The following is a 16,904-nucleotide window of genomic DNA, read 5'->3' as shown; positions in this document are numbered from 1 at the left end:
CTCGCCAACTCCCCAAGTTCCCTTGGAAAGTCGTTGCTGTGGACCTGAGGGGATTTGAACCCCTGGCCCCCTCGATGCGAACGAGGTGCGCTACCGGACTGCGCCACAGGCCCTTGCAACGAGTGAAACTTTAGCACCCCGATCGGGCTGCTCGGAAATCCGTTGCTGGTCGGCCGCCCTGCCCGGGTGGCGGCGCGGCTACTCGTTGGCCGCGCGCGGCCGGTCGCCGTCCTCGTACTGGTCGAACAGCGGCGTACGGCCCCGCTCGCGCGCCCGGCGGGCGGAGACGGCCCGGCGGCGGGCGTCACCGCGGCCGTCGCCGTCGGCCCGGTCCTCGCTCCGGTCCTCGCCGCGAGCCGCCCGGCCCGCTTCCGCGTCCCGCCCGGCCGAGGCGGCCTCGGCGCCCGTCTCCCGGTCCCGGGCGACGGAGCTCGACCGCGCCGAGCTCCAGGCGTCCGGCGCCCCGAGGTCCACGTCGGCGGAGGCGCGCGGGGCGACCGGCGCGGTGACGTACGTCGGCAGCGGTACCGGGACCGGGTCCCAGCTGTCGCCGTGGCCCGGCCGCCGCTGCCGCTCGCGCTGCTGGTCGACCCACTCGGCGTGGTCGGTCTGCTCCACGAGGGCGCGCCGGTCGGCGGCGAGGGCGGACATCCCGGTGTCGGTGCCTGGTTCGGCCCCTTCGTCGGGCTCGTCGACACCGGTCCCGGCGTCGGCGCCCCCGCGGCGGCGGGACTGACGGGCGTGCTCGCGCAGCCGCTGCGCGGCGACCTCGGCGCGGCGCCGGTCCATCTGGTAGGCGAAGCGGCGGCGCTCCTGGGAGCGCAGATACGCGATGTACCCGCTCAGCAGCAGGGCGGGAACGCCGGGCGCCCACAGGAAGGCGAGCCCTCCGACGGCGGCGACGATCGCGCCGAGGGTGAAGGCGAGGAACAGGACGACGGTCGTACGCCTGCGGCGCGCGAGCACCTTCGAGCGCCGGGCCCGCGCCGCGGCCGCTTCCCCGGAGGGGGGACGCCGGGCGGCGGGCACCCGCTTGCGTGCCTTGGCCGCCGCCGGGCCGGAGCCCGGTTCGGCCGCGGGTCCGCCGGCGCGCTCGGGCGCCGCCTTGGCCACCGGTTCGCGGGCGGGTTCGCGCGCCTGCTCCGGGCGCCCGGACGCCTGCGCCCGATCCGTCGCCTGGGCCTGCGGACGGGCCGGAGGCACGGCGAAGGCCCGGACGTCCACCGACCCGGTGGCATCGCCCGGTCCATCGGCGCTGGGCTCCCCCTCCTCGGTGGAGCGCGCACGCAGGTCCTTGGCGTATCGGCGCTCCATCCCCGCCCGTCCGGACAGCAACCGGATGGCTGTGCTGAAGCGTTCCGTCGGACGGGCCTCGTTCAGCTCGTCCTGCCTACGGAGCCACATCGGCACCAAGTAGGCGGCCCAGGCCCCGACAATGACTGCGTAGATGAGGCCGCTGCTGCTCACGCCTCACACGGTAGAGGGGTTTGCGTGAGGCCATCCGCCAATTGAGCCGGTGTGTCGCACGATCTGGCTGATATTTCGAACTTTTTTTGTGACCGATGCGATCAGCAGGCCGCCGAGGGCGCGAATTTAATGCCCCGAGCCGGTCATCCGGCGATCAATTTCGAACACGTATTCAATTTCCGGGGCTATGCTTCCGGGCTATGCGGGATTCCCCTGCGTGTTCTGCGGCTTCGAGCGCGGCGCCTGCTGAGAGCGTGCCCGCTGCCAGCGGGCCAGCAACCCTTCCGGAACCTCTTCCGCCGTGAGCGCGAACACGAGATGGTCACGCCAGGCTCCGTCGATGTGGAGATATCGCGGACGCAGCCCCTCCTCACGGAATCCGAGTTTCTCCACGACCCGGCGGCTGGGCCCGTTCTCGGGCCGAATGCAGACCTCGATGCGGTGCAGACCGACGGTCCGGAAACAGTGGTCCACGACGAGCGCCACGGCCGTCGGCATCACCCCGCGGCCCGCCACCGCCTCGTCCACCCAGTAACCGACGTGCCCCGAGCACATCGAGCCCCAGGTGATCCCGGCGACCGTCAACTGCCCGACCAGCCGCCCCTGGTACTCGATGACGAACGGCAGCATCCGGCCCGCGTTCGCCTCGGAGCGCAGGTGGCGGACCATCTGACGGTAGGTCGGCCGGTGCGCGATCGGCCCGCTCGGCGTGGGCGGCGGAATCGTCGCCTCCCACGGCCGCAGCCAGTCCCGGTTGCGCCGGTTGACCTCGCGCCAGGCCCGTTGGTCGCGCATCTTTATCGGCCGGAGGACGACGTCGCCGTCCCCCAGCACGACGGGCCAGGATGGGCTGTTCAGCTCGCACCCCCGCTGCTGGGTCTGGGGTGGTCGCCGCCGCGGAGCTGGTCGACGGCGTGGACCAGCAGGGGCTCCAGGACGGCCAGGCCGTCCTTCACTCCGCCGCTGGAGCCGGGCAGGTTGATGATCAGCGTGCGCCCGGCGACTCCGGCGAGCCCCCGGGACAGCGCGGCCGTGGGCACCTTCCGCACTCCGAACGCCCGGATGGCCTCCGCGATGCCCGGCACCTCGTGGTCGATCACCTCGCGGGTCGCCTCGGGGGTGCGGTCGGTGGGCGAGATGCCGGTGCCGCCCGTGGTCACGATGACGTCGTAGCCGGCGTCGACACCGGCGCGCAGGGCGGCGGCCACCGGGTCCCCGTCGGGCACCACCTGCGGCCCCTCGACGTCGAAGCCGAAGCCCCTCAGGCCGTGCGCGACCAGCGGGCCGCCCTTGTCCTCGTAGACCCCGGCGGCGGCCCTGTTCGAGGCGGTGACCACAAGAGCGCGATACGTCATCCCCGGCTCCAGTCGCCCGACTTGCCGCCCGTCTTCTCCTCCACCCGAACGTCCGTGATGACCGCTCCCTTGTCGACCGCCTTGACCATGTCGATCACGGTGAGCGCGGCGACGGAGACCGCGGTGAGGGCCTCCATCTCGACGCCCGTGCGGTCCGTGGTCTTCACGGTGGCCACGATCTCCACGGCGTCGTCCGCGACCGACAGGTCCAGTTTCACACCCGACACCGACAACGGGTGGCACAGCGGAATCAGGTCCGGGGTGCGCTTGGCACCCATGATGCCCGCGATGCGCGCGGTGGCCAGGGCGTCGCCCTTGGGGACCCCCTCGCCGCGCAGCAGCTCGACCACGCGGGGGGAGACGAGGACGCGACCGGAGGCGCGGGCGGTGCGCGCGGTCACGTCCTTCTCCGAGACGTCGACCATGCGGGCCGCGCCCGCGTCGTCGATGTGCGTGAGACGGTCCTGGGTGGATGGGTCGTACACAGAGGGTCCGGGGGTCTCCCCCCGGGAAGGCTCAGTCATGCTGGTGTGGCGCTCCCGGTCCGGGCCCGTCGCGGTGCGGCGCACGGGCCTGCTGTGCGCGACACGGTACCGCCAACCAGGGCCCCTCAGCCGAGCAGGACCACCTCGACCTCGGCGCCGGGCTCGACGCTCGCGGTGTCCTCGGGGACGACGATCAGCGCGTCCGCGTGCGCCAGGGCCGCGATCAGATGGGATCCGGTGCCGCCGACCGGCCGCACCTCGCCGTCCGCGTACGTCCCGCGCAGGAACTGTCTGCGTCCCTTCGGGGAGGTCAGCGCCTCGTCCGCGGTGAGGGTCGCCGTCATGCGGGGCCGATGGACGTCCTCCAGGCCCATCAGGGTGCGGATCGCGGGGCGCACGAAGATCTCGAAGGAGACGTACGACGACACCGGGTTGCCCGGCAGGGCGAGCAGCGGGGTGTGGTCGGGGCCGATGGAGCCGAAGCCCTGGGGCTTGCCGGGCTGCATGGCGAGCTTGCGGAACTCGACGCCGCTGCCGGCCTCGTCCTCGTCGCCGACGTGGGAGAGCGCCTCCTTGACGACGTCGTAGGCCCCGACGCTCACGCCGCCGGTGGTGACCATGAGGTCGGCGCGCACGAGCTGGTCCTCGATGGTGGACCGGAGCGTCTCGGCGTCGTCGGCGACGGCGCCGACGCGGTAGGCGATGGCGCCGGCGTCCCGGGCGGCGGCGGTGAGGGCGAAGCTGTTGGAGTCGTAGATCTGGCCCTCGGCCAGTTCCTCGTCGGGCTGGACGAGTTCGCTGCCGGTGGACAGCACGACCACGCGCGGGCGCGGGCGCACCCGTACCGTGCCGCGGCCGATCGCGGCGAGCAGGGCGATCTGCGACGGCCCGAGGACCGTGCCGGCTTCGAGGGCCTTGTCGCCCGCCTTGACGTCGCTGCCCTTCGCGCGCACGTGCGCGCGTGCCTCCGCGGGCCGGTAGATGTGGACCTGGCCCTGCGCGCCCTCGGGGGCGAGGCTGCGGGCGCGCATCCCGCTCACCGGGCCCTCGCCGAGGCCTCCGTCGGTCCACTCCACCGGGACGACGGTCTCGGCGCCGGGCGGCAGCGGCGCCCCGGTCATGATGCGGGCGGCCTGGCCGGGGCCCACCTGGAGCAGCTCGGCCTGGCCCGCCGCGACGTCCCCGACGACCTCCAGGGCCGCCGGGTGCTCCTCGCTCGCGCCCTCGACATCCGCGACCCGAACCGCGTACCCGTCCATGGAGCTGTTGTCGAACGGCGGCAGGGAGACCGGCACCGTGACGTCGTCGACCAGGACGCAGCCCTGGGCGTCGAGCAGTTGCAGCTCGATGGGTTCGAGGGGGCGGACGGTCGTGAGGATGTCCTCCAGGTGTTCGTCCACCGACCAGAGGTGGTCCTGGCCGGCGGGGCTGGGCGCGGCGGTGCTCAACTCGCTACATCTCCTCGGCTACGTAACTGCGAAGCCAGGTCCGGAAGTCCGGGCCCAGGTCTTCACGTTCGCACGCGAGTCTGACAATGGCACGCAGGTAGTCGCCGCGGTCGCCGGTGTCATAGCGGCGGCCCTTGAAGACGACGCCGTGCACCGGGCCGCCGACCTTCTCGTCCTGGGAGAGCTGCTGGAGGGCGTCGGTGAGCTGGATCTCACCGCCGCGGCCCGGCTCGGTCTTGCGCAGTATGTCGAAGATGGCCGGGTCGAGGACGTAGCGGCCGATGATGGCGTAGTTCGACGGGGCGTCCGCGGCGGCCGGCTTCTCGACCAGGTCGTGGACCTTGACGACGTCGCCGTCCTCGGTGGGGTCCACGGCCGCACAGCCGTAGAGGTGGATCTGCTCGGGCGCGACCTCCATGAGCGCGATGACGCTGCCGCCGTGCTGCTCCTGCACCTCGACCATCCGCTTGAGCAGCGGGTCGCGCGGGTCGATCAGGTCGTCGCCGAGCAGGACGGCGAAGGGCTCGTGGCCGACGTGCGGGGCGGCGCACAGGACGGCGTGGCCGAGGCCCTTGGGGTCGCCCTGGCGGACGTAGTGCATGGTGGCCAGGTCGCTGGACTCCTGCACCTTCGCGAGCCGGCCGGCGTCACCCTTCTTCTGCAGGGCCGATTCCAGCTCGTAGTTGCGGTCGAAGTGGTCCTCAAGGGGGCGCTTGTTGCGGCCGGTGATCATGAGGACGTCGTCGAGGCCGGCGGACACGGCCTCTTCGACCACGTACTGGATCGCCGGCTTGTCGACGACCGGCAGCATCTCCTTGGGAGTGGCTTTGGTGGCCGGCAGGAAGCGGGTGCCGAGACCCGCTGCGGGGATGACAGCCTTGCTGATCCGAGGGTGGGACTGAGTCATGCCCGCCACCTTATCCGTTGCCTTTGTAGGGAATCAGAGGCTCCGGTCATTTGACTCTCATATGAGCACAATGCGAAGGGAAGGGAGCGACCCATGGGGCACACCGGACGCCCGGCCGAGCCTGACAAGCGAACGTTGCGGCGCGAGCTCCTCACGGTGAGAGACAGGTTGCCGGAGGATGACGTGCGGGCATCGGCGACCGAGCTGGCCGGGCGGGCACTGGAACTGCCGGAGCTGGCCGGGGCGGGCACGGTGGCGGCGTACGTCTCCGTGGGGAGCGAACCCGGCACGCTCGCGCTGCTCGACGCGCTGCGCGCGCGGGGCGTGCGCGTGCTGCTCCCGGCGCTGCTGCCCGACAACGACCTCGACTGGGGCGCGTATGCCGGCCGGGGCTCCCTCGCCCGCGTCCAACACGGCGGAAAGATGGCCCTCTTCGAGCCCGCCGGCGAGCGTCTCGGCCCGGACGCCGTGACCGAGGCCGACGTCGTGCTGCTGCCCGGTCTGGCGGTCGACGCGCGCGGGATGCGGCTGGGGCGCGGCGGGGGGTCGTACGACCGTGTCCTCGCCCGGCTGGAGAGCGCGGGCGCCCGTCCCGCGCTGGTGGTGCTGCTGTACGACTCCGAGGTCGTCGAGCGCGTCCCCGAGGAGCCGCACGACCGGCCGGTGCACGCGGTGGTGACGCCGTCGGGGGTGCGGCGGTTCGGCTGACCGGCGCGGCCCGGACGCGCGAGCGGCCGCCACGCGCGCGTGGCGGCCGCTCGCGTCAGGAGCCCGGGGTCAGGGCTTGAGCACGAGCGTGTCGCTCGTAGTGCCGTCGACCGCCTTCTTGGAGAACGACCAGTCGAGCAGTTCACCGTTGGCCCACTTGTCCGTCTGGTCGGTGTAGTGGGCGTTGTAGGCGTGCCCGGAGGCGCCGGTGAGGTTGATCCACTTCGACTTGTCGAGGTCGCCGAGGTTGACCACCATCCGCATCGACGGCACCCAGACCACGACGTAGCCGCCGGCCGCGTTCCAGCCGCTGGCGTTGACCGTGGCCTCGCCGCCGCTGAGCTTCCAGGGGCCGCGGTTGAGGGCGTACTGGAGGAATCCGGGCCCGTCGGTGCCGAGGGTCTGGTTCTCCAGGAACAGCCGGTGCAGCCGGCCCCAGCTCCAGGTGTCGATGTCCTTGCCGAGCTTGGCGGTCAGCTCCCAGCGGGCGTCGATCATGGCGCGCTTGAACAGTTCGTCACGGTTGGTGGCCCCGGGGCGGGTGCCCGACTTCGGCGTCGTCCACCAGTCGCTGTCCTCGTCGTCCATGAGGTTGCGCACGACCTCGAACCAGCGGTCGCCGCCGTCCGGCTGGGCCTGGTCGGGCTCGCGCTCACCGCACTCGCGGACCTCCTCCGTCTCGTCCGCGGGGCGGGTGGTGTTGACGGGGTCGACCCACAGGCACTGGCCCTCGACCCGCAGCTCCTTGGGCAGCTTGTTGCCGAAGGCGAGCTTGAGGATGTTGCGCCAGACCGCGTTGAAGTAGGCGGCCGCCGCCGAGTCGGCGTCCTGGGTGTAGTCCCAGCCCTCCAGGAGTTCCTGTGCCTCCCGGATGGACTCCGGGTGCCGGACGTCCTTGTCGTCGATGTTGATCTTCAGCAGCTTGGGCACCAGCAGCTTGGCGATCTCGCTGCTGTTGTCGAGCTGCATCTGGCGCATGTCGTCGGTGGAGATCTTGCCGCCGTCGTCGATCTTCGACTGGATCAGATCGGTGATGCGCTGGCTGCGGGCGCCGTAGCCCCAGTCCGTGGTGAGCGTGTAGGGGTACTTGGCCTTGGTCTTGTCGACCACGGCCTGGTTGGCGGTGACGATGTAGCCGCGGGACGGGTCGTACTCGTACGGCAGTTCGTCGTCGTCGATGTAGCCGGTCCAGCGGGACTTGCGGTCCCAGCCCGGCGCCGGGACGGAGCCGTCATAGCCCTCCGCGCGCGTGGGGATCTTGCCGGGCAGGGTGTAGCCGATGTGGTTCTCGGTGTCGGCGTAGACCAGGTTCTGCGAGGGCACGTCGAACAGGGCGGCGGCGGCGCGGAAGTCGGTCCAGTTCTTCGCCTTGTTCATGGCGAAGACGGCGTCCACGGTGGTGCCCGGGTCCAGCGCGGTCCAGCGCAGCGCGATGGCGTAGCCGTCACCGCGGTCGGGGGCGGCGGTGTCGACGGTGGCCTTCCTGCCGACCTTCACCAGTTCGCTGCTGCGGTCGGACAGCAGCGGCATCCCGGGCAGGGTCTGCCCGTCCTCGGTCTTCTCGGCCTGGGTCTCCCGCACGACGATCTCCTTGGAGGCGCCGCCGGCGACCTTGATGGTCTCCTCGCGTGTGTTGAAGGCCTTCGTCTTGCCGTCGTAGAGGTAGCCGTCGCCGGAGAGCTTCTCCAGGTAGAGGTCGGTGACGTCGACGCCGGAGTTGGTCATGCCCCAGGCGATGTTCTGGTTGTGGCCGATGATCACGCCGGGCATGCCCGCGAAGGTGTAGCCGCTGACGTCGTACTGGCAGGTGCTGGAGACCGAGCGGCAGTGCAGGCCCATCTGGTACCAGACGGACGGCAGCGAGGCCGACAGGTGCGGGTCGTTGGCCAGCAGCGGCTTGCCGTTGATCGTGTACTTCCCGGACACCACCCAGGAGTTGGAGCCGATGCCGTCGCCGTTCACGCCGACGGCCGTGGGCAGGTCTTCCAGGACGTTCTGCAGGCCCGCGAGCTGGCCCTGCAGGCCGGAGGTGCCGGAGGAGGCGGAGGAGCCGGAGGAGGCGGCCGTGCCCGCCGTGCCGCCGCCCGTGGCCGAGCCCGCGGCGGCCGAGGAGCCCGACTGCTCGAACGTTTTGGTGACGTCGTCGTACTGACCGGTCTGGACGATCGCCTTGTTCCGGCTGTACGGGTACTGCGGGTACAGGTCCTGGATCTCCTTGGGGCCCAGGCGGCTGGTCATCAGGGCGCGGTCGATCTCGTCCTGCATGTTGCCGCGCAGGTCCCAGGCCATCGCCTTCAGCCAGGAGATCGAGTCGACCGGGGTCCACTTCGCGGGCTTGTAGTCGTTGGTGAAGCCGAGGGCCGCGTACTCCAGGGAGAGGTCCTTGCCCTCCTTGCCGTCCAGATAGGCGTTGACGCCCTTGGCGTAGGCCTGGAGGTACTTCTTGGTGGAGGCCGACAGCGTCTTGTCGTACTCCTGTCGCGCGATCCGGTCCCAGCCGAGGGTGCGCAGGAACTCGTCGTTGTCGACCTGGCTCTTGCCGAACATCTCCGACAGCCGGCCGGAGGTCATGTGGCGGCGTACGTCCATCTCCCAGAACCGGTCCTGGGCCTGGACGTAGCCCTGCGCCATGAACAGGTCCTCGTCGGAGGAGGCGTAGATCTGCGGGATGCCGTAGTCGTCACGCTTGACGTCGACCGGGCCGGACAGGCCCTCGAGCGTGAGCGAGCCCTTCGTCTGCGGGAACGAGGCCCGGACGGTGCTGATGGACCAGTACGCCCCGCCGGCGACGCCCGCCACGACGGCCAGTACCAGCACGAGGACGAGCAGGCGGGCTCTGCGCCCCTTCTTCCTGCCGGACTTGCCGGGCTGCTGACCCGTGGAGGCGGTGGTGTTGGGGGGCATCGCTGTCCTTGCTGTCCTAACGCGAGAGGCAGGCGGGCGGTCCTTTTGAATGAGCGCTGGAGCAACCATAGGCGCAGGGCCCGATCCACCTTGACGCGGAGTAGGCAACCAGCACGGGCGGGTGTTCGATCATGCACCCCGGAGCGTCAAGAAATCGTCAAGAGTTAGGTAAGGTAACGAAGTAGTTAGGTGCGGAGAACCACCACTTCGTGTCCTATGTACATGAGCCCGCGCGCGTGCGCGTGCCAGGGAAAGGGAACGGCCGCTGACTGTCCACGACCTCAACCAACTCCTGCTCGTCTGCTCGCTCGTCCTGCTCGTCGCCGTCGCAGCGGTCCGGATCTCCTCGCGCAGCGGGCTCCCCAGCCTGCTCGTATACCTGGGCATCGGCGTGCTCATGGGCCAGGACGGCATCGGCGGCATCCGCTTCGACGACGCCGAGCTGACGCAGGTCATCGGCTACGCGGCGCTGGTCGTGATCCTGGCCGAAGGCGGTCTGGGCACGAAGTGGAAGGAGATCAGGCCGGGCCTGCCGGCCGCCTCCGCGCTGGCGCTGGTCGGGGTCGCGGTGAGTGTCGGGGTCACGGCGACGGCCGCGCACTACCTGGTCGGGCTGGAGTGGCGGCAGGCGCTGATCATCGGAGCGGTCGTCTCCTCGACGGACGCGGCCGCGGTGTTCTCCGTGCTGCGCAAGATCCCGCTCCCCCCGCGCGTGACGGGCACCCTGGAGGCGGAGTCCGGCTTCAACGACGCCCCCGTGGTCATCCTGGTCGTCGCCCTCTCCGAACACGGCCCGGTCGAGCACTGGTACGCGCTGGTGGGCGAGATAGCTCAGGAGCTGGCCATCGGCGCCGCCATCGGCCTCGCGGTGGGCTGGCTGGGCGCCTGGGCCCTCAGACATGTGGCGCTGCCCGCCTCCGGCCTCTATCCGATCGCCGTCATGGCCATCGCCGTCACCGCCTACGCGGCCGGCGCGATGGCGCACGGCAGCGGCTTCCTCGCGGTCTACCTCGCCTCGATGGTGATGGGCAACGCCAAGCTGCCGCACTGGCCCGCCACGCGCGGGTTCGCCGACGGGGTCGGCTGGATCGCCCAGATCGGCATGTTCGTGCTGCTCGGCCTGCTGGTCACGCCGCACGAGCTGGGCGACGACATCGTGCCCGCGCTCGTCATCGGCCTGGTGCTGACCATGGTGGCGCGGCCCCTCGGCGTCGTCGCCTGCCTGGTGCCGTTCCGGGTGCCCTGGCGGGAGCAGGCGCTGATGTCCTGGGCCGGGCTGCGCGGCGCCGTGCCCATCATTCTGGCGACGATCCCCATGGTGAGCGGCGTCGAGGGCAGTCGCACCATCTTCAACATCGTCTTCGTCCTGGTCGTCGTCTACACGCTGATCCAGGGGCCGACCCTGCCGTGGCTCGCCCGCAAGCTGAACCTCGGCCAGGGTCCCGAGGCCGCCGACCTCGGCATCGAGTCGGCGCCGCTGGAGCGGCTGCGCGGGCATCTGCTGTCCTTCGCGATCCCCGAGGGCTCCAAGATGCACGGCGTCGAGATCAACGAGCTGCGGCTGCCGGCCGGGGCCGCCGTCACCCTCGTCGTCCGGGACGGAAAGTCGTTCGTTCCGCTGCCGACGACGGTGCTGCGGCTCGGGGACGAACTGCTCGTGGTGGCCACGGACCCGGTCCGGGACGCCGCCGAGCGCCGGCTGCGCGCGGTGGGCGCCGGAGGCAAGCTGGCCGGATGGCTGGGAACGAACGGGACGAGCTGATCGCAGGCGGAGCGCTGCGCAGTGCTCATTTTCACAAGGTCAACGGGGCCTGATCCCTGTACTATGCAGGCGTAACCCCAGATCGAACCAACTCTGCCTGACGCAGAGCTGGCGCGGCCGTATGGCGGCCGGGACGTCCTTCCTCATGTGGGCGCCGGTATCTACCGCAGTTCCGCGCAAGAGGACAGCTCTCGGCGCCGCTCCCCCACCCACCGGGGCCGCGCTACCAGGCGGCAGAAAGGCACGGGCCGTGGCGTCCACGGTCACCCAGGAGCCGTCGAAGGACTCGTCGGCCTCCTCCCGCCCCGGATACGGACAGCTGCTGCGCACCCGCGGCGCCTGGACGTTCCTGCTCCCCGGCTTCGCGGCGCGTCAGCCGTTCGCGATGCTGACCCTCTCCATCGTGCTGCTGGTCCAGCACACCACCGGTTCCTACGGTGCGGCGGGCGCTGTCGCGGCCGTCACCGGCGTCTCCATGGCGCTGTTCGCGCCCTACAGCGGCCGCCTCGCCGACCGCTACGGCCAGCGCGCCGTCCTCGTCCCCGGCGTCCTCGTGCACGCCCTGTCCGGACTGACCCTGACCGGGCTCGCGCTGGCCCACGCACCCCTGTGGGCGCTGTTCGTGGCGGCCGTGCCGACCGGTGCCTCGGTGCCGCAGGTCGGGCCCATGGTGCGGGCCCGCTGGGGCGTCAGGCTCCAGGACTCGCCCCTGATGTCGACGGCGGCGGCCTTCGAGTCGGTCACCGACGAGCTGACCTTCGTCGTCGGCCCGCTGCTGGCCACCGCCCTGTGCACGGCCGTCGACCCGGCCGCGGGCCTGGTGACCGAGGCCGCGCTCACGCTGCTGGGCGGTCTGCTGTTCGCCGCGCAGAAGAGCACCCAGCCCTCGGTCGCCGCCGGCGGGCACGCGCGCGTGGAGCACGCCTCGGCGCTGCGCGTCCCCGGGGTGCGGGTGCTGATCGTGGCCTTCCTCGGCATCGGCTCCGTCTTCGGCGGCATGCAGGTCTCGCTGGCCGCCTTCACCGAGTCCATCGGCGAGCCCGGACTCAACGGCGTCCTGTACGGCACCTTCGCGGCGGGCAACATGCTCTCCGGCGTGGCCTGCGGCGCCATCGCGTGGAAGGTGGCCCCGCAGCGCCGCCTCCTCGTCGGGTACGCCGCCCTCGCGCTGGCCGCGTCCGGGCTGTGGGCCGCCCACTCGGTGCTGGTGCTGGCGGGCCTCGGCCTGCTCGTCGGCATGTGCATCGCGCCCGCGCTGATCACCGGGTACACGCTGGTCGAGGGCCTGGTCCCGGCCGGTGCCCGGACCGAGGCCTTCACCTGGCTCACGGGTGCGGTGGCGCTCGGCCAGGCCGCGGCGGTGACCGTCGCCGGACAGCTGGAGGACCGCCTGTGGGGCGGCGCCGGGTTCCTGGTGCCGATGGCCGGGACGCTGCTCGCGCTCGCGACCCTGGTGGCGCTGCGCTCCCGGCTGGCGACGCGGCCCCGCGGCCGTACGGTCGCACGTGGCGTGGGTCACCGCATGCCGGTGGCAGTGGACTGAGCGGCTGGAATGCGTCACTATTGTTCGTCGTTAGCACTCATCGAGTGAGAGTGCCAGGAGGAAGACAGTGCCGACCTACCAGTACCAGTGCACCGAGTGCGGCGAGGGCCTCGAGGCGGTGCAGAAGTTCACCGACGACGCCCTGACCGAGTGCCCCAGCTGCCAGGGCCGCCTCAAGAAGGTGTTCTCCGCGGTCGGCATCGTCTTCAAGGGCTCCGGCTTCTACCGCAACGACAGCCGCGGCTCCTCGTCGAGCAGCGCGCCGTCGTCGTCGAAGCCGTCGACGTCCTCCTCCGCGTCGTCGGACTCGTCCTCGTCGTCCTCGACATCCTCCTCGTCGTCCTCGGACTCGAAGGCGTCGAGCACCGGCACCTCCTCCAGCAGCACCGCCGCGTAGGGACCCATTTCTTACGAGACCCTGTCGCCGTCCGGCGACGGGGTCCTCGGCGTTTCCGGGTGCGGTTAGGGTGCGGGCATGGCGAACAAGGCGAACGTCGAACTCGGCGTGATCGGCGGCTCCGGTTTCTACTCGTTCCTCGACGACGTGACCGAGATACAGGTGGACACCCCCTACGGGGCGCCCAGCGACTCCCTCTTCCTCGGCGAGATCGCCGGCCGGCGGGTCGCCTTCCTGCCCCGGCACGGCCGCGGCCACCATCTGCCGCCGCACCGGATCAACTACCGGGCCAACCTGTGGGCGCTGCGCTCGCTCGGCGTGCGCCAGGTCCTCGGCCCGTGTGCGGTGGGCGGTCTGCGCCCCGAGTACGGTCCGGGCACGCTGCTGGTGCCGGACCAGCTCGTCGACCGCACGAAGTCCCGGACCGGGACGTACTTCGACGGGCTGCCGCTGCCCGACGGCACCGTGCCGAACGTGGTGCACGTCTCCCTGGCCGACCCCTACTGCCCCACCGGTCGCGCGGCCGCGCTGAAGGCGGCGCGCGGTCGGGACTGGGAGCCGGTGGACGGCGGCACGCTGGTCGTCGTCGAGGGGCCCCGCTTCTCGACCCGCGCCGAATCGCTGTGGCACCAGGCGCAGGGCTGGTCGGTGGTGGGCATGACCGGCCACCCCGAGGCGGCGCTGGCCCGTGAACTGGAGCTCTGCTACACGTCGTTGACGCTGGTCACCGACCTGGACGCGGGCGCGGAGACCGGTGAGGGCGTCTCCCACGACGAGGTGCTGCGGGTGTTCGCGGCGAATGTGGACCGGCTGCGGGGGGTGCTCTTCGACGCGGTGGCGGCGCTGCCGACGAACGAGGAGCGGGACTGTCTGTGCACCGGCGCGCTGGGCGGGATGGATCCGGGGTTCGAGCTGCCGTAGGGCGGTGGCCCTGGGGGTTGCCCCGGCGGGGAGGGCGGAACTCCTCGTTCGGGTGGGGGCGTTTTCCACAACCGGCCGGTAGTCCACGGGGCCCGGCGGGCGGCGGCGCTTTTGGCCCATCGTGGGCTGACAGCCGTTCCGTCGTCGCAGGTGGTGGTTCCCGTGTCCGTTGCTCCGCCGTTCCCTTCCCCTTCCTCTCCGCGCGCTCCGCTGCCGCTGGGCACGGACGCCCCGGCCACCTGCGAAGTGCCGCACTTCGCGCCGGTCCGGGTGCGCGGCGGGCGGTATCGATCACGCCGGCTGGTACGGCACCGAAGGCGGGCCTTGGCGGCCGGGCTCGCCGTGACCGCGGCGGCGCTCGTGGCGGCGGGCCCTCGGGAGGCCGACCGGGCGCGTGGCCATCCGGTGGCGGGGCCGGTGCGCCAACACCCTGCCGTCGAGCGGGTGTCCGCTCCGGTGCGGATCGCCGACGGGGCCACCGTACGGCTGCTGCGGCCCGGTGACCGGGTCGATGTGATCGCCGCGGCGGACACCGCGAGGGGCGGCGACGCCCGGGTGGTCGCGCGCGGGGCGCGGGTGTCGAAGGTGCCGGAGCCGCTGGACGCCGCGGCCGGGAGCGGTGCGCTGGTCGTGCTGTCGGTGCCGCGTGCCACGGCGGCGCGCCTCGCGGGCGCGAGCGCCACGGCTCGGCTGGCGGTGACGCTGTGCTGAGCCGCGATTGGACAGGATGGCGTGGCCCTGACGTAGGTTGCGGAGCGGTCTGTTCCACAAGCCGTGTGTACAAGGGGTGGCTCCGAAGTGAGCGAGAACAAGGAACCGGGCGTCTGGGAGGGCTTCAAGGCCTTCCTGATGCGCGGAAACGTCGTCGATCTGGCAGTGGCGGTGGTGATCGGTGCCGCGTTCACCAACATCGTGAACGCGGTGGTGAAGGGCATCATCAATCCGCTGGTCGGAGCGATCGGCACCAAGAACCTCGATCACTACAGCTCGTGCCTGAGCGGGTCGTGCGAGGGCGAGCAGGGGATCCAGATCCTGTGGGGCTCGGTGCTGGGTGCCGCGCTCAGCTTCGTGATCACCGCGGCCGTCGTCTACTTCCTGATGGTGCTGCCCATGGCGAAGTACCTGGCCCGGGTGGAGGCCCGCCGCAAGGCGAAGGAGGGCGCGCAGGAGGTCATCGAGGTGACCGAGCTGGAGGTGCTCAAGGAGATCCGCGACGCACTGGTCGCCCAGCGCGGCTCGGGACACGACCGGCCTTAGCGCCGCGACCGCGCCGGCGCTGATCGTGCTGGTCGACCGCGGTCCCACGGTGCGGCGGTCCCACGGTGCGGCGGGGCCTGGCGGCGGCGACGGGGTCGGACAAGGCGGGGATCATGCGCGTCGTGGACGATCTGGAGCATGTCGACGTCACGTTCATCGACCGTCAGGGCCGCGGCGCTCCGGATCAGATGTGGTGGGGCGGCTTCTCGTCGAGGAAGCGTTTGAGGTCGGCCGCGCTGTCGCCGCCCTGCCGCTCGCCCCACCCACGGTCCGTGTCGTCCGAGGACTGCTGGTCCAGCGGGTCGTCGAAGATCAGCGCGGCTTTGGGCTCGCGCGGCTCGGGGGCGGGGGGCGTGCTCATGCGTCCAGGGTACGGCCCTCGGGGCGGCGGCTCTGACGGCCGCGGCCCCCGGGACGCCCGCTCGGGCCGCTGTGCGGGTGCCGCTCAGCGGGAGAAATTCCACGCGCCATCTGCTGTGCTTGATCCCATGACGTCCAGTTCCACTCCCGCGCCGGACTCCCCCCGCCCGCCCGCGCACCGCAGCCCGCTGCGCAGGCTCACCGCCCGTGGCCGCGGTGAGGCACACCGGTCCGCCACTCCGCTGGAGCTCTTCTTCGACCTGTGCTTCGTCGTGGCCATCGCCCAGGCGGGCATCCAGTTGGTGCACGCGGTCGCCGAGGGCCATGCGGGCGAGGGCATCCTCAACTACGCGATGGTGTTCTTCGCCATCTGGTGGGCGTGGATGAACTTCACGTGGTTCGCCTCGGCCTACGACAACGACGACGTGCTCTACCGGGTCGTCACGCTGATCCAGATCGCCGGTGTGCTGGTGCTGGCGGCCGGGGTCTCCCGGGCGTTCGAGGACCACGAGTACCAGGCGGTGCTGGTGGGCTATGTGATCATGCGGCTCGCCCTGGTGTCGCAGTGGCTGCGCGTGGCCGGGTCGAGTGAGGGCAGGGAACGCCGGATGGCCCTGCGGTACGCCGGCGGTGTGCTGCTGTGCCAGATCGGCTGGGTCGGCCTCGTGGTGCTGCCCGAGGACACCCTGGTCGCGGTGTTCGTGGTGATGGCGGTCCTGGAGATGTGCGTGCCGGTGTACGCGGAGAAGGTCCAGCCCACGTCCTGGCACCCGCACCACATCGCCGAGCGGTACGGGCTGTTCACGATCATCGTGCTCGGCGAGACCATCGCGGCAGCCACGGTCGCCGTGAAGACGGGCATCGACGAGGAGGACGCGCTGGGCGAACTGCTGCCGATCGCCGCGGGCGGGCTGCTGATCATCTTCGCTGCCTGGTGGATCTACTTCGTGGTGCCGATCCACGGTCATCTGAGATCCAACAGGCAGGCGTTCCTGTGGGGTTACGGCCACTACGTCGTCTTCGCCTCGGCTGCCGCGATCGGCGCGGGGCTGGAGGTGGCGGTCGAGCAGTCCGTGGGCAAGGCGCACATCTCGACGCTGTCCGCGTCGGCGGCGGTGACCCTGCCGACGGCGCTGTATCTGCTCACCGTCTGGGCGCTGCACTCGCGTCACTTCAAGGTGGGCATCGCCCAGCAGCTGGTGCTGCCGACCGCGGCCCTGCTGGTGATCTGCTGCACGTTCCTGGGCGAGTGGGCGGTGCTCGCGGCCGGTCTCGTCTGCGCCCTGACGGTGGCGACCGGCGAGACTCTGACGGCGCGCACGACGGCCCGGGAGCGCGAGACGGCGGCGCGAGCGCCGGTCGCCTGACCGGCCCGGTCCGGACGAGACTG

The 16,904-nt window shown here is 71.5% G+C and carries 16 protein-coding genes and 1 tRNA gene; 8 read left to right on the top strand and 9 right to left on the bottom strand.

The genetic code is table 11. From position 1 onward, the window contains the following. Window positions 1–39: 39 nt before the first annotated feature. The 7 genes from IM697_RS05020 to galU all read right to left on the bottom strand — a co-directional run bounded on the left by IM697_RS05020 (window position 40) and on the right by galU (window position 5,662). Window positions 40–113, bottom strand: a tRNA-Ala gene (locus tag IM697_RS05020). Window positions 114–198: 85 nt separating this feature from the next. Beyond that, complete coding sequence (gene sepX / locus IM697_RS05015) at window positions 199–1,467, bottom strand: divisome protein SepX/GlpR (protein ID WP_194045129.1); 1,269 nt, start codon at window positions 1,465–1,467, stop codon at window positions 199–201. A gap of 198 nt (window positions 1,468–1,665) precedes the next feature. After that, entirely contained in the window at window positions 1,666–2,301 is a 636-nt protein-coding gene (locus IM697_RS05010; RefSeq protein WP_194045127.1) for a GNAT family N-acetyltransferase, read from the bottom strand. Window positions 2,302–2,321: 20 nt separating this feature from the next. Next, complete coding sequence (locus IM697_RS05005) at window positions 2,322–2,822, bottom strand: MogA/MoaB family molybdenum cofactor biosynthesis protein (protein ID WP_194045125.1); 501 nt, start codon at window positions 2,820–2,822, stop codon at window positions 2,322–2,324. Beyond that, on the bottom strand, window positions 2,819–3,346 hold the full coding sequence (gene moaC, locus IM697_RS05000) for a cyclic pyranopterin monophosphate synthase MoaC (protein ID WP_194045123.1): 528 nt from the start codon (window positions 3,344–3,346) through the stop codon (window positions 2,819–2,821). The genes IM697_RS05005 and moaC overlap by 4 nt, the downstream gene beginning before the upstream one ends. 86 nt (window positions 3,347–3,432) lie before the next feature. Continuing rightward, window positions 3,433–4,755 (bottom strand): molybdotransferase-like divisome protein Glp, encoded by a 1,323-nt coding sequence (glp, locus tag IM697_RS04995; protein ID WP_194045121.1) that lies wholly within the window; start codon window positions 4,753–4,755, stop codon window positions 3,433–3,435. A 4-nt stretch (window positions 4,756–4,759) separates the two neighbouring features. Continuing rightward, on the bottom strand, window positions 4,760–5,662 hold the full coding sequence (gene galU, locus IM697_RS04990) for a UTP--glucose-1-phosphate uridylyltransferase GalU (protein WP_194045119.1): 903 nt from the start codon (window positions 5,660–5,662) through the stop codon (window positions 4,760–4,762). A 93-nt stretch (window positions 5,663–5,755) separates the two neighbouring features. Between galU and IM697_RS04985 the strand changes: the two genes are divergently transcribed. Next, a complete protein-coding gene (locus IM697_RS04985) occupies window positions 5,756–6,370 on the top strand; it encodes a 5-formyltetrahydrofolate cyclo-ligase (RefSeq protein ID WP_194045117.1) in 615 nt (204 codons plus the stop codon). A 69-nt stretch (window positions 6,371–6,439) separates the two neighbouring features. Here the strand turns inward: IM697_RS04985 and IM697_RS04980 are convergent, their stop codons facing one another. Continuing rightward, window positions 6,440–9,274 (bottom strand): penicillin acylase family protein, encoded by a 2,835-nt coding sequence (locus tag IM697_RS04980; RefSeq protein ID WP_194045115.1) that lies wholly within the window; start codon window positions 9,272–9,274, stop codon window positions 6,440–6,442. A 265-nt stretch (window positions 9,275–9,539) separates the two neighbouring features. Here IM697_RS04980 and IM697_RS04975 point away from each other — a divergent pair, with 265 nt between their 5' ends. From IM697_RS04975 to mscL, 6 genes are all read left to right on the top strand, one after another. Next, window positions 9,540–11,036 (top strand): potassium/proton antiporter, encoded by a 1,497-nt coding sequence (locus IM697_RS04975; RefSeq protein WP_194049591.1) that lies wholly within the window; start codon window positions 9,540–9,542, stop codon window positions 11,034–11,036. Between the two features lie 250 nt (window positions 11,037–11,286). Beyond that, complete coding sequence (locus IM697_RS04970; protein ID WP_194045114.1) at window positions 11,287–12,579, top strand: MFS transporter; 1,293 nt, start codon at window positions 11,287–11,289, stop codon at window positions 12,577–12,579. 67 nt (window positions 12,580–12,646) lie between these two features. Then, a complete protein-coding gene (locus IM697_RS04965) occupies window positions 12,647–12,976 on the top strand; it encodes an FmdB family zinc ribbon protein (protein WP_194045113.1) in 330 nt (109 codons plus the stop codon). Window positions 12,977–13,054: 78 nt separating this feature from the next. Then, on the top strand, window positions 13,055–13,897 hold the full coding sequence (locus IM697_RS04960; RefSeq protein WP_194045112.1) for an S-methyl-5'-thioadenosine phosphorylase: 843 nt from the start codon (window positions 13,055–13,057) through the stop codon (window positions 13,895–13,897). A gap of 162 nt (window positions 13,898–14,059) precedes the next feature. After that, on the top strand, window positions 14,060–14,608 hold the full coding sequence (locus tag IM697_RS04955) for a hypothetical protein (RefSeq protein ID WP_194045111.1): 549 nt from the start codon (window positions 14,060–14,062) through the stop codon (window positions 14,606–14,608). An 87-nt stretch (window positions 14,609–14,695) separates the two neighbouring features. Continuing rightward, the gene (mscL, locus tag IM697_RS04950; protein WP_194045110.1) at window positions 14,696–15,154 is read left to right on the top strand and encodes a large conductance mechanosensitive channel protein MscL; all 459 of its coding nucleotides are present in this window, start codon (window positions 14,696–14,698) and stop codon (window positions 15,152–15,154) included. Between the two features lie 184 nt (window positions 15,155–15,338). Here the strand turns inward: mscL and IM697_RS04945 are convergent, their stop codons facing one another. Further along, complete coding sequence (locus IM697_RS04945) at window positions 15,339–15,515, bottom strand: hypothetical protein (protein ID WP_194045108.1); 177 nt, start codon at window positions 15,513–15,515, stop codon at window positions 15,339–15,341. 127 nt (window positions 15,516–15,642) lie between these two features. Here IM697_RS04945 and IM697_RS04940 point away from each other — a divergent pair, with 127 nt between their 5' ends. Then, entirely contained in the window at window positions 15,643–16,881 is a 1,239-nt protein-coding gene (locus IM697_RS04940) for a low temperature requirement protein A (RefSeq protein WP_194045106.1), read from the top strand. Window positions 16,882–16,904: the final 23 nt, after the last annotated feature.

The organism is Streptomyces ferrugineus (assembly GCF_015160855.1).
GTDB lineage: Bacteria > Actinomycetota > Actinomycetes > Streptomycetales > Streptomycetaceae > Streptomyces > Streptomyces ferrugineus.
The sequence above is the reverse complement of the archived record's forward strand: the minus strand, read 5'-3'. Positions and strand labels throughout refer to the sequence as shown.

Excerpts from the sequence above, each read along its gene's own strand:
- IM697_RS04960 (WP_194045112.1), top strand. The coding sequence starts at position 13,055 with ATGGCGAACAAGGCGAACGTCGAACTCGGCGTGATCGGCGGCTCCGGT.
- IM697_RS04945 (WP_194045108.1), bottom strand. The coding sequence starts at position 15,515 with ATGAGCACGCCCCCCGCCCCCGAGCCGCGCGAGCCCAAAGCCGCGCTG.
- moaC (WP_194045123.1), bottom strand. The coding sequence starts at position 3,346 with ATGACTGAGCCTTCCCGGGGGGAGACCCCCGGACCCTCTGTGTACGAC.
- IM697_RS05005 (WP_194045125.1), bottom strand. The coding sequence starts at position 2,822 with ATGACGTATCGCGCTCTTGTGGTCACCGCCTCGAACAGGGCCGCCGCC.
- galU (WP_194045119.1), bottom strand. The coding sequence starts at position 5,662 with ATGACTCAGTCCCACCCTCGGATCAGCAAGGCTGTCATCCCCGCAGCG.
- IM697_RS04985 (WP_194045117.1), top strand. The coding sequence starts at position 5,756 with ATGGGGCACACCGGACGCCCGGCCGAGCCTGACAAGCGAACGTTGCGG.
- IM697_RS04980 (WP_194045115.1), bottom strand. The coding sequence starts at position 9,274 with ATGCCCCCCAACACCACCGCCTCCACGGGTCAGCAGCCCGGCAAGTCC.
- IM697_RS04940 (WP_194045106.1), top strand. The coding sequence starts at position 15,643 with ATGACGTCCAGTTCCACTCCCGCGCCGGACTCCCCCCGCCCGCCCGCG.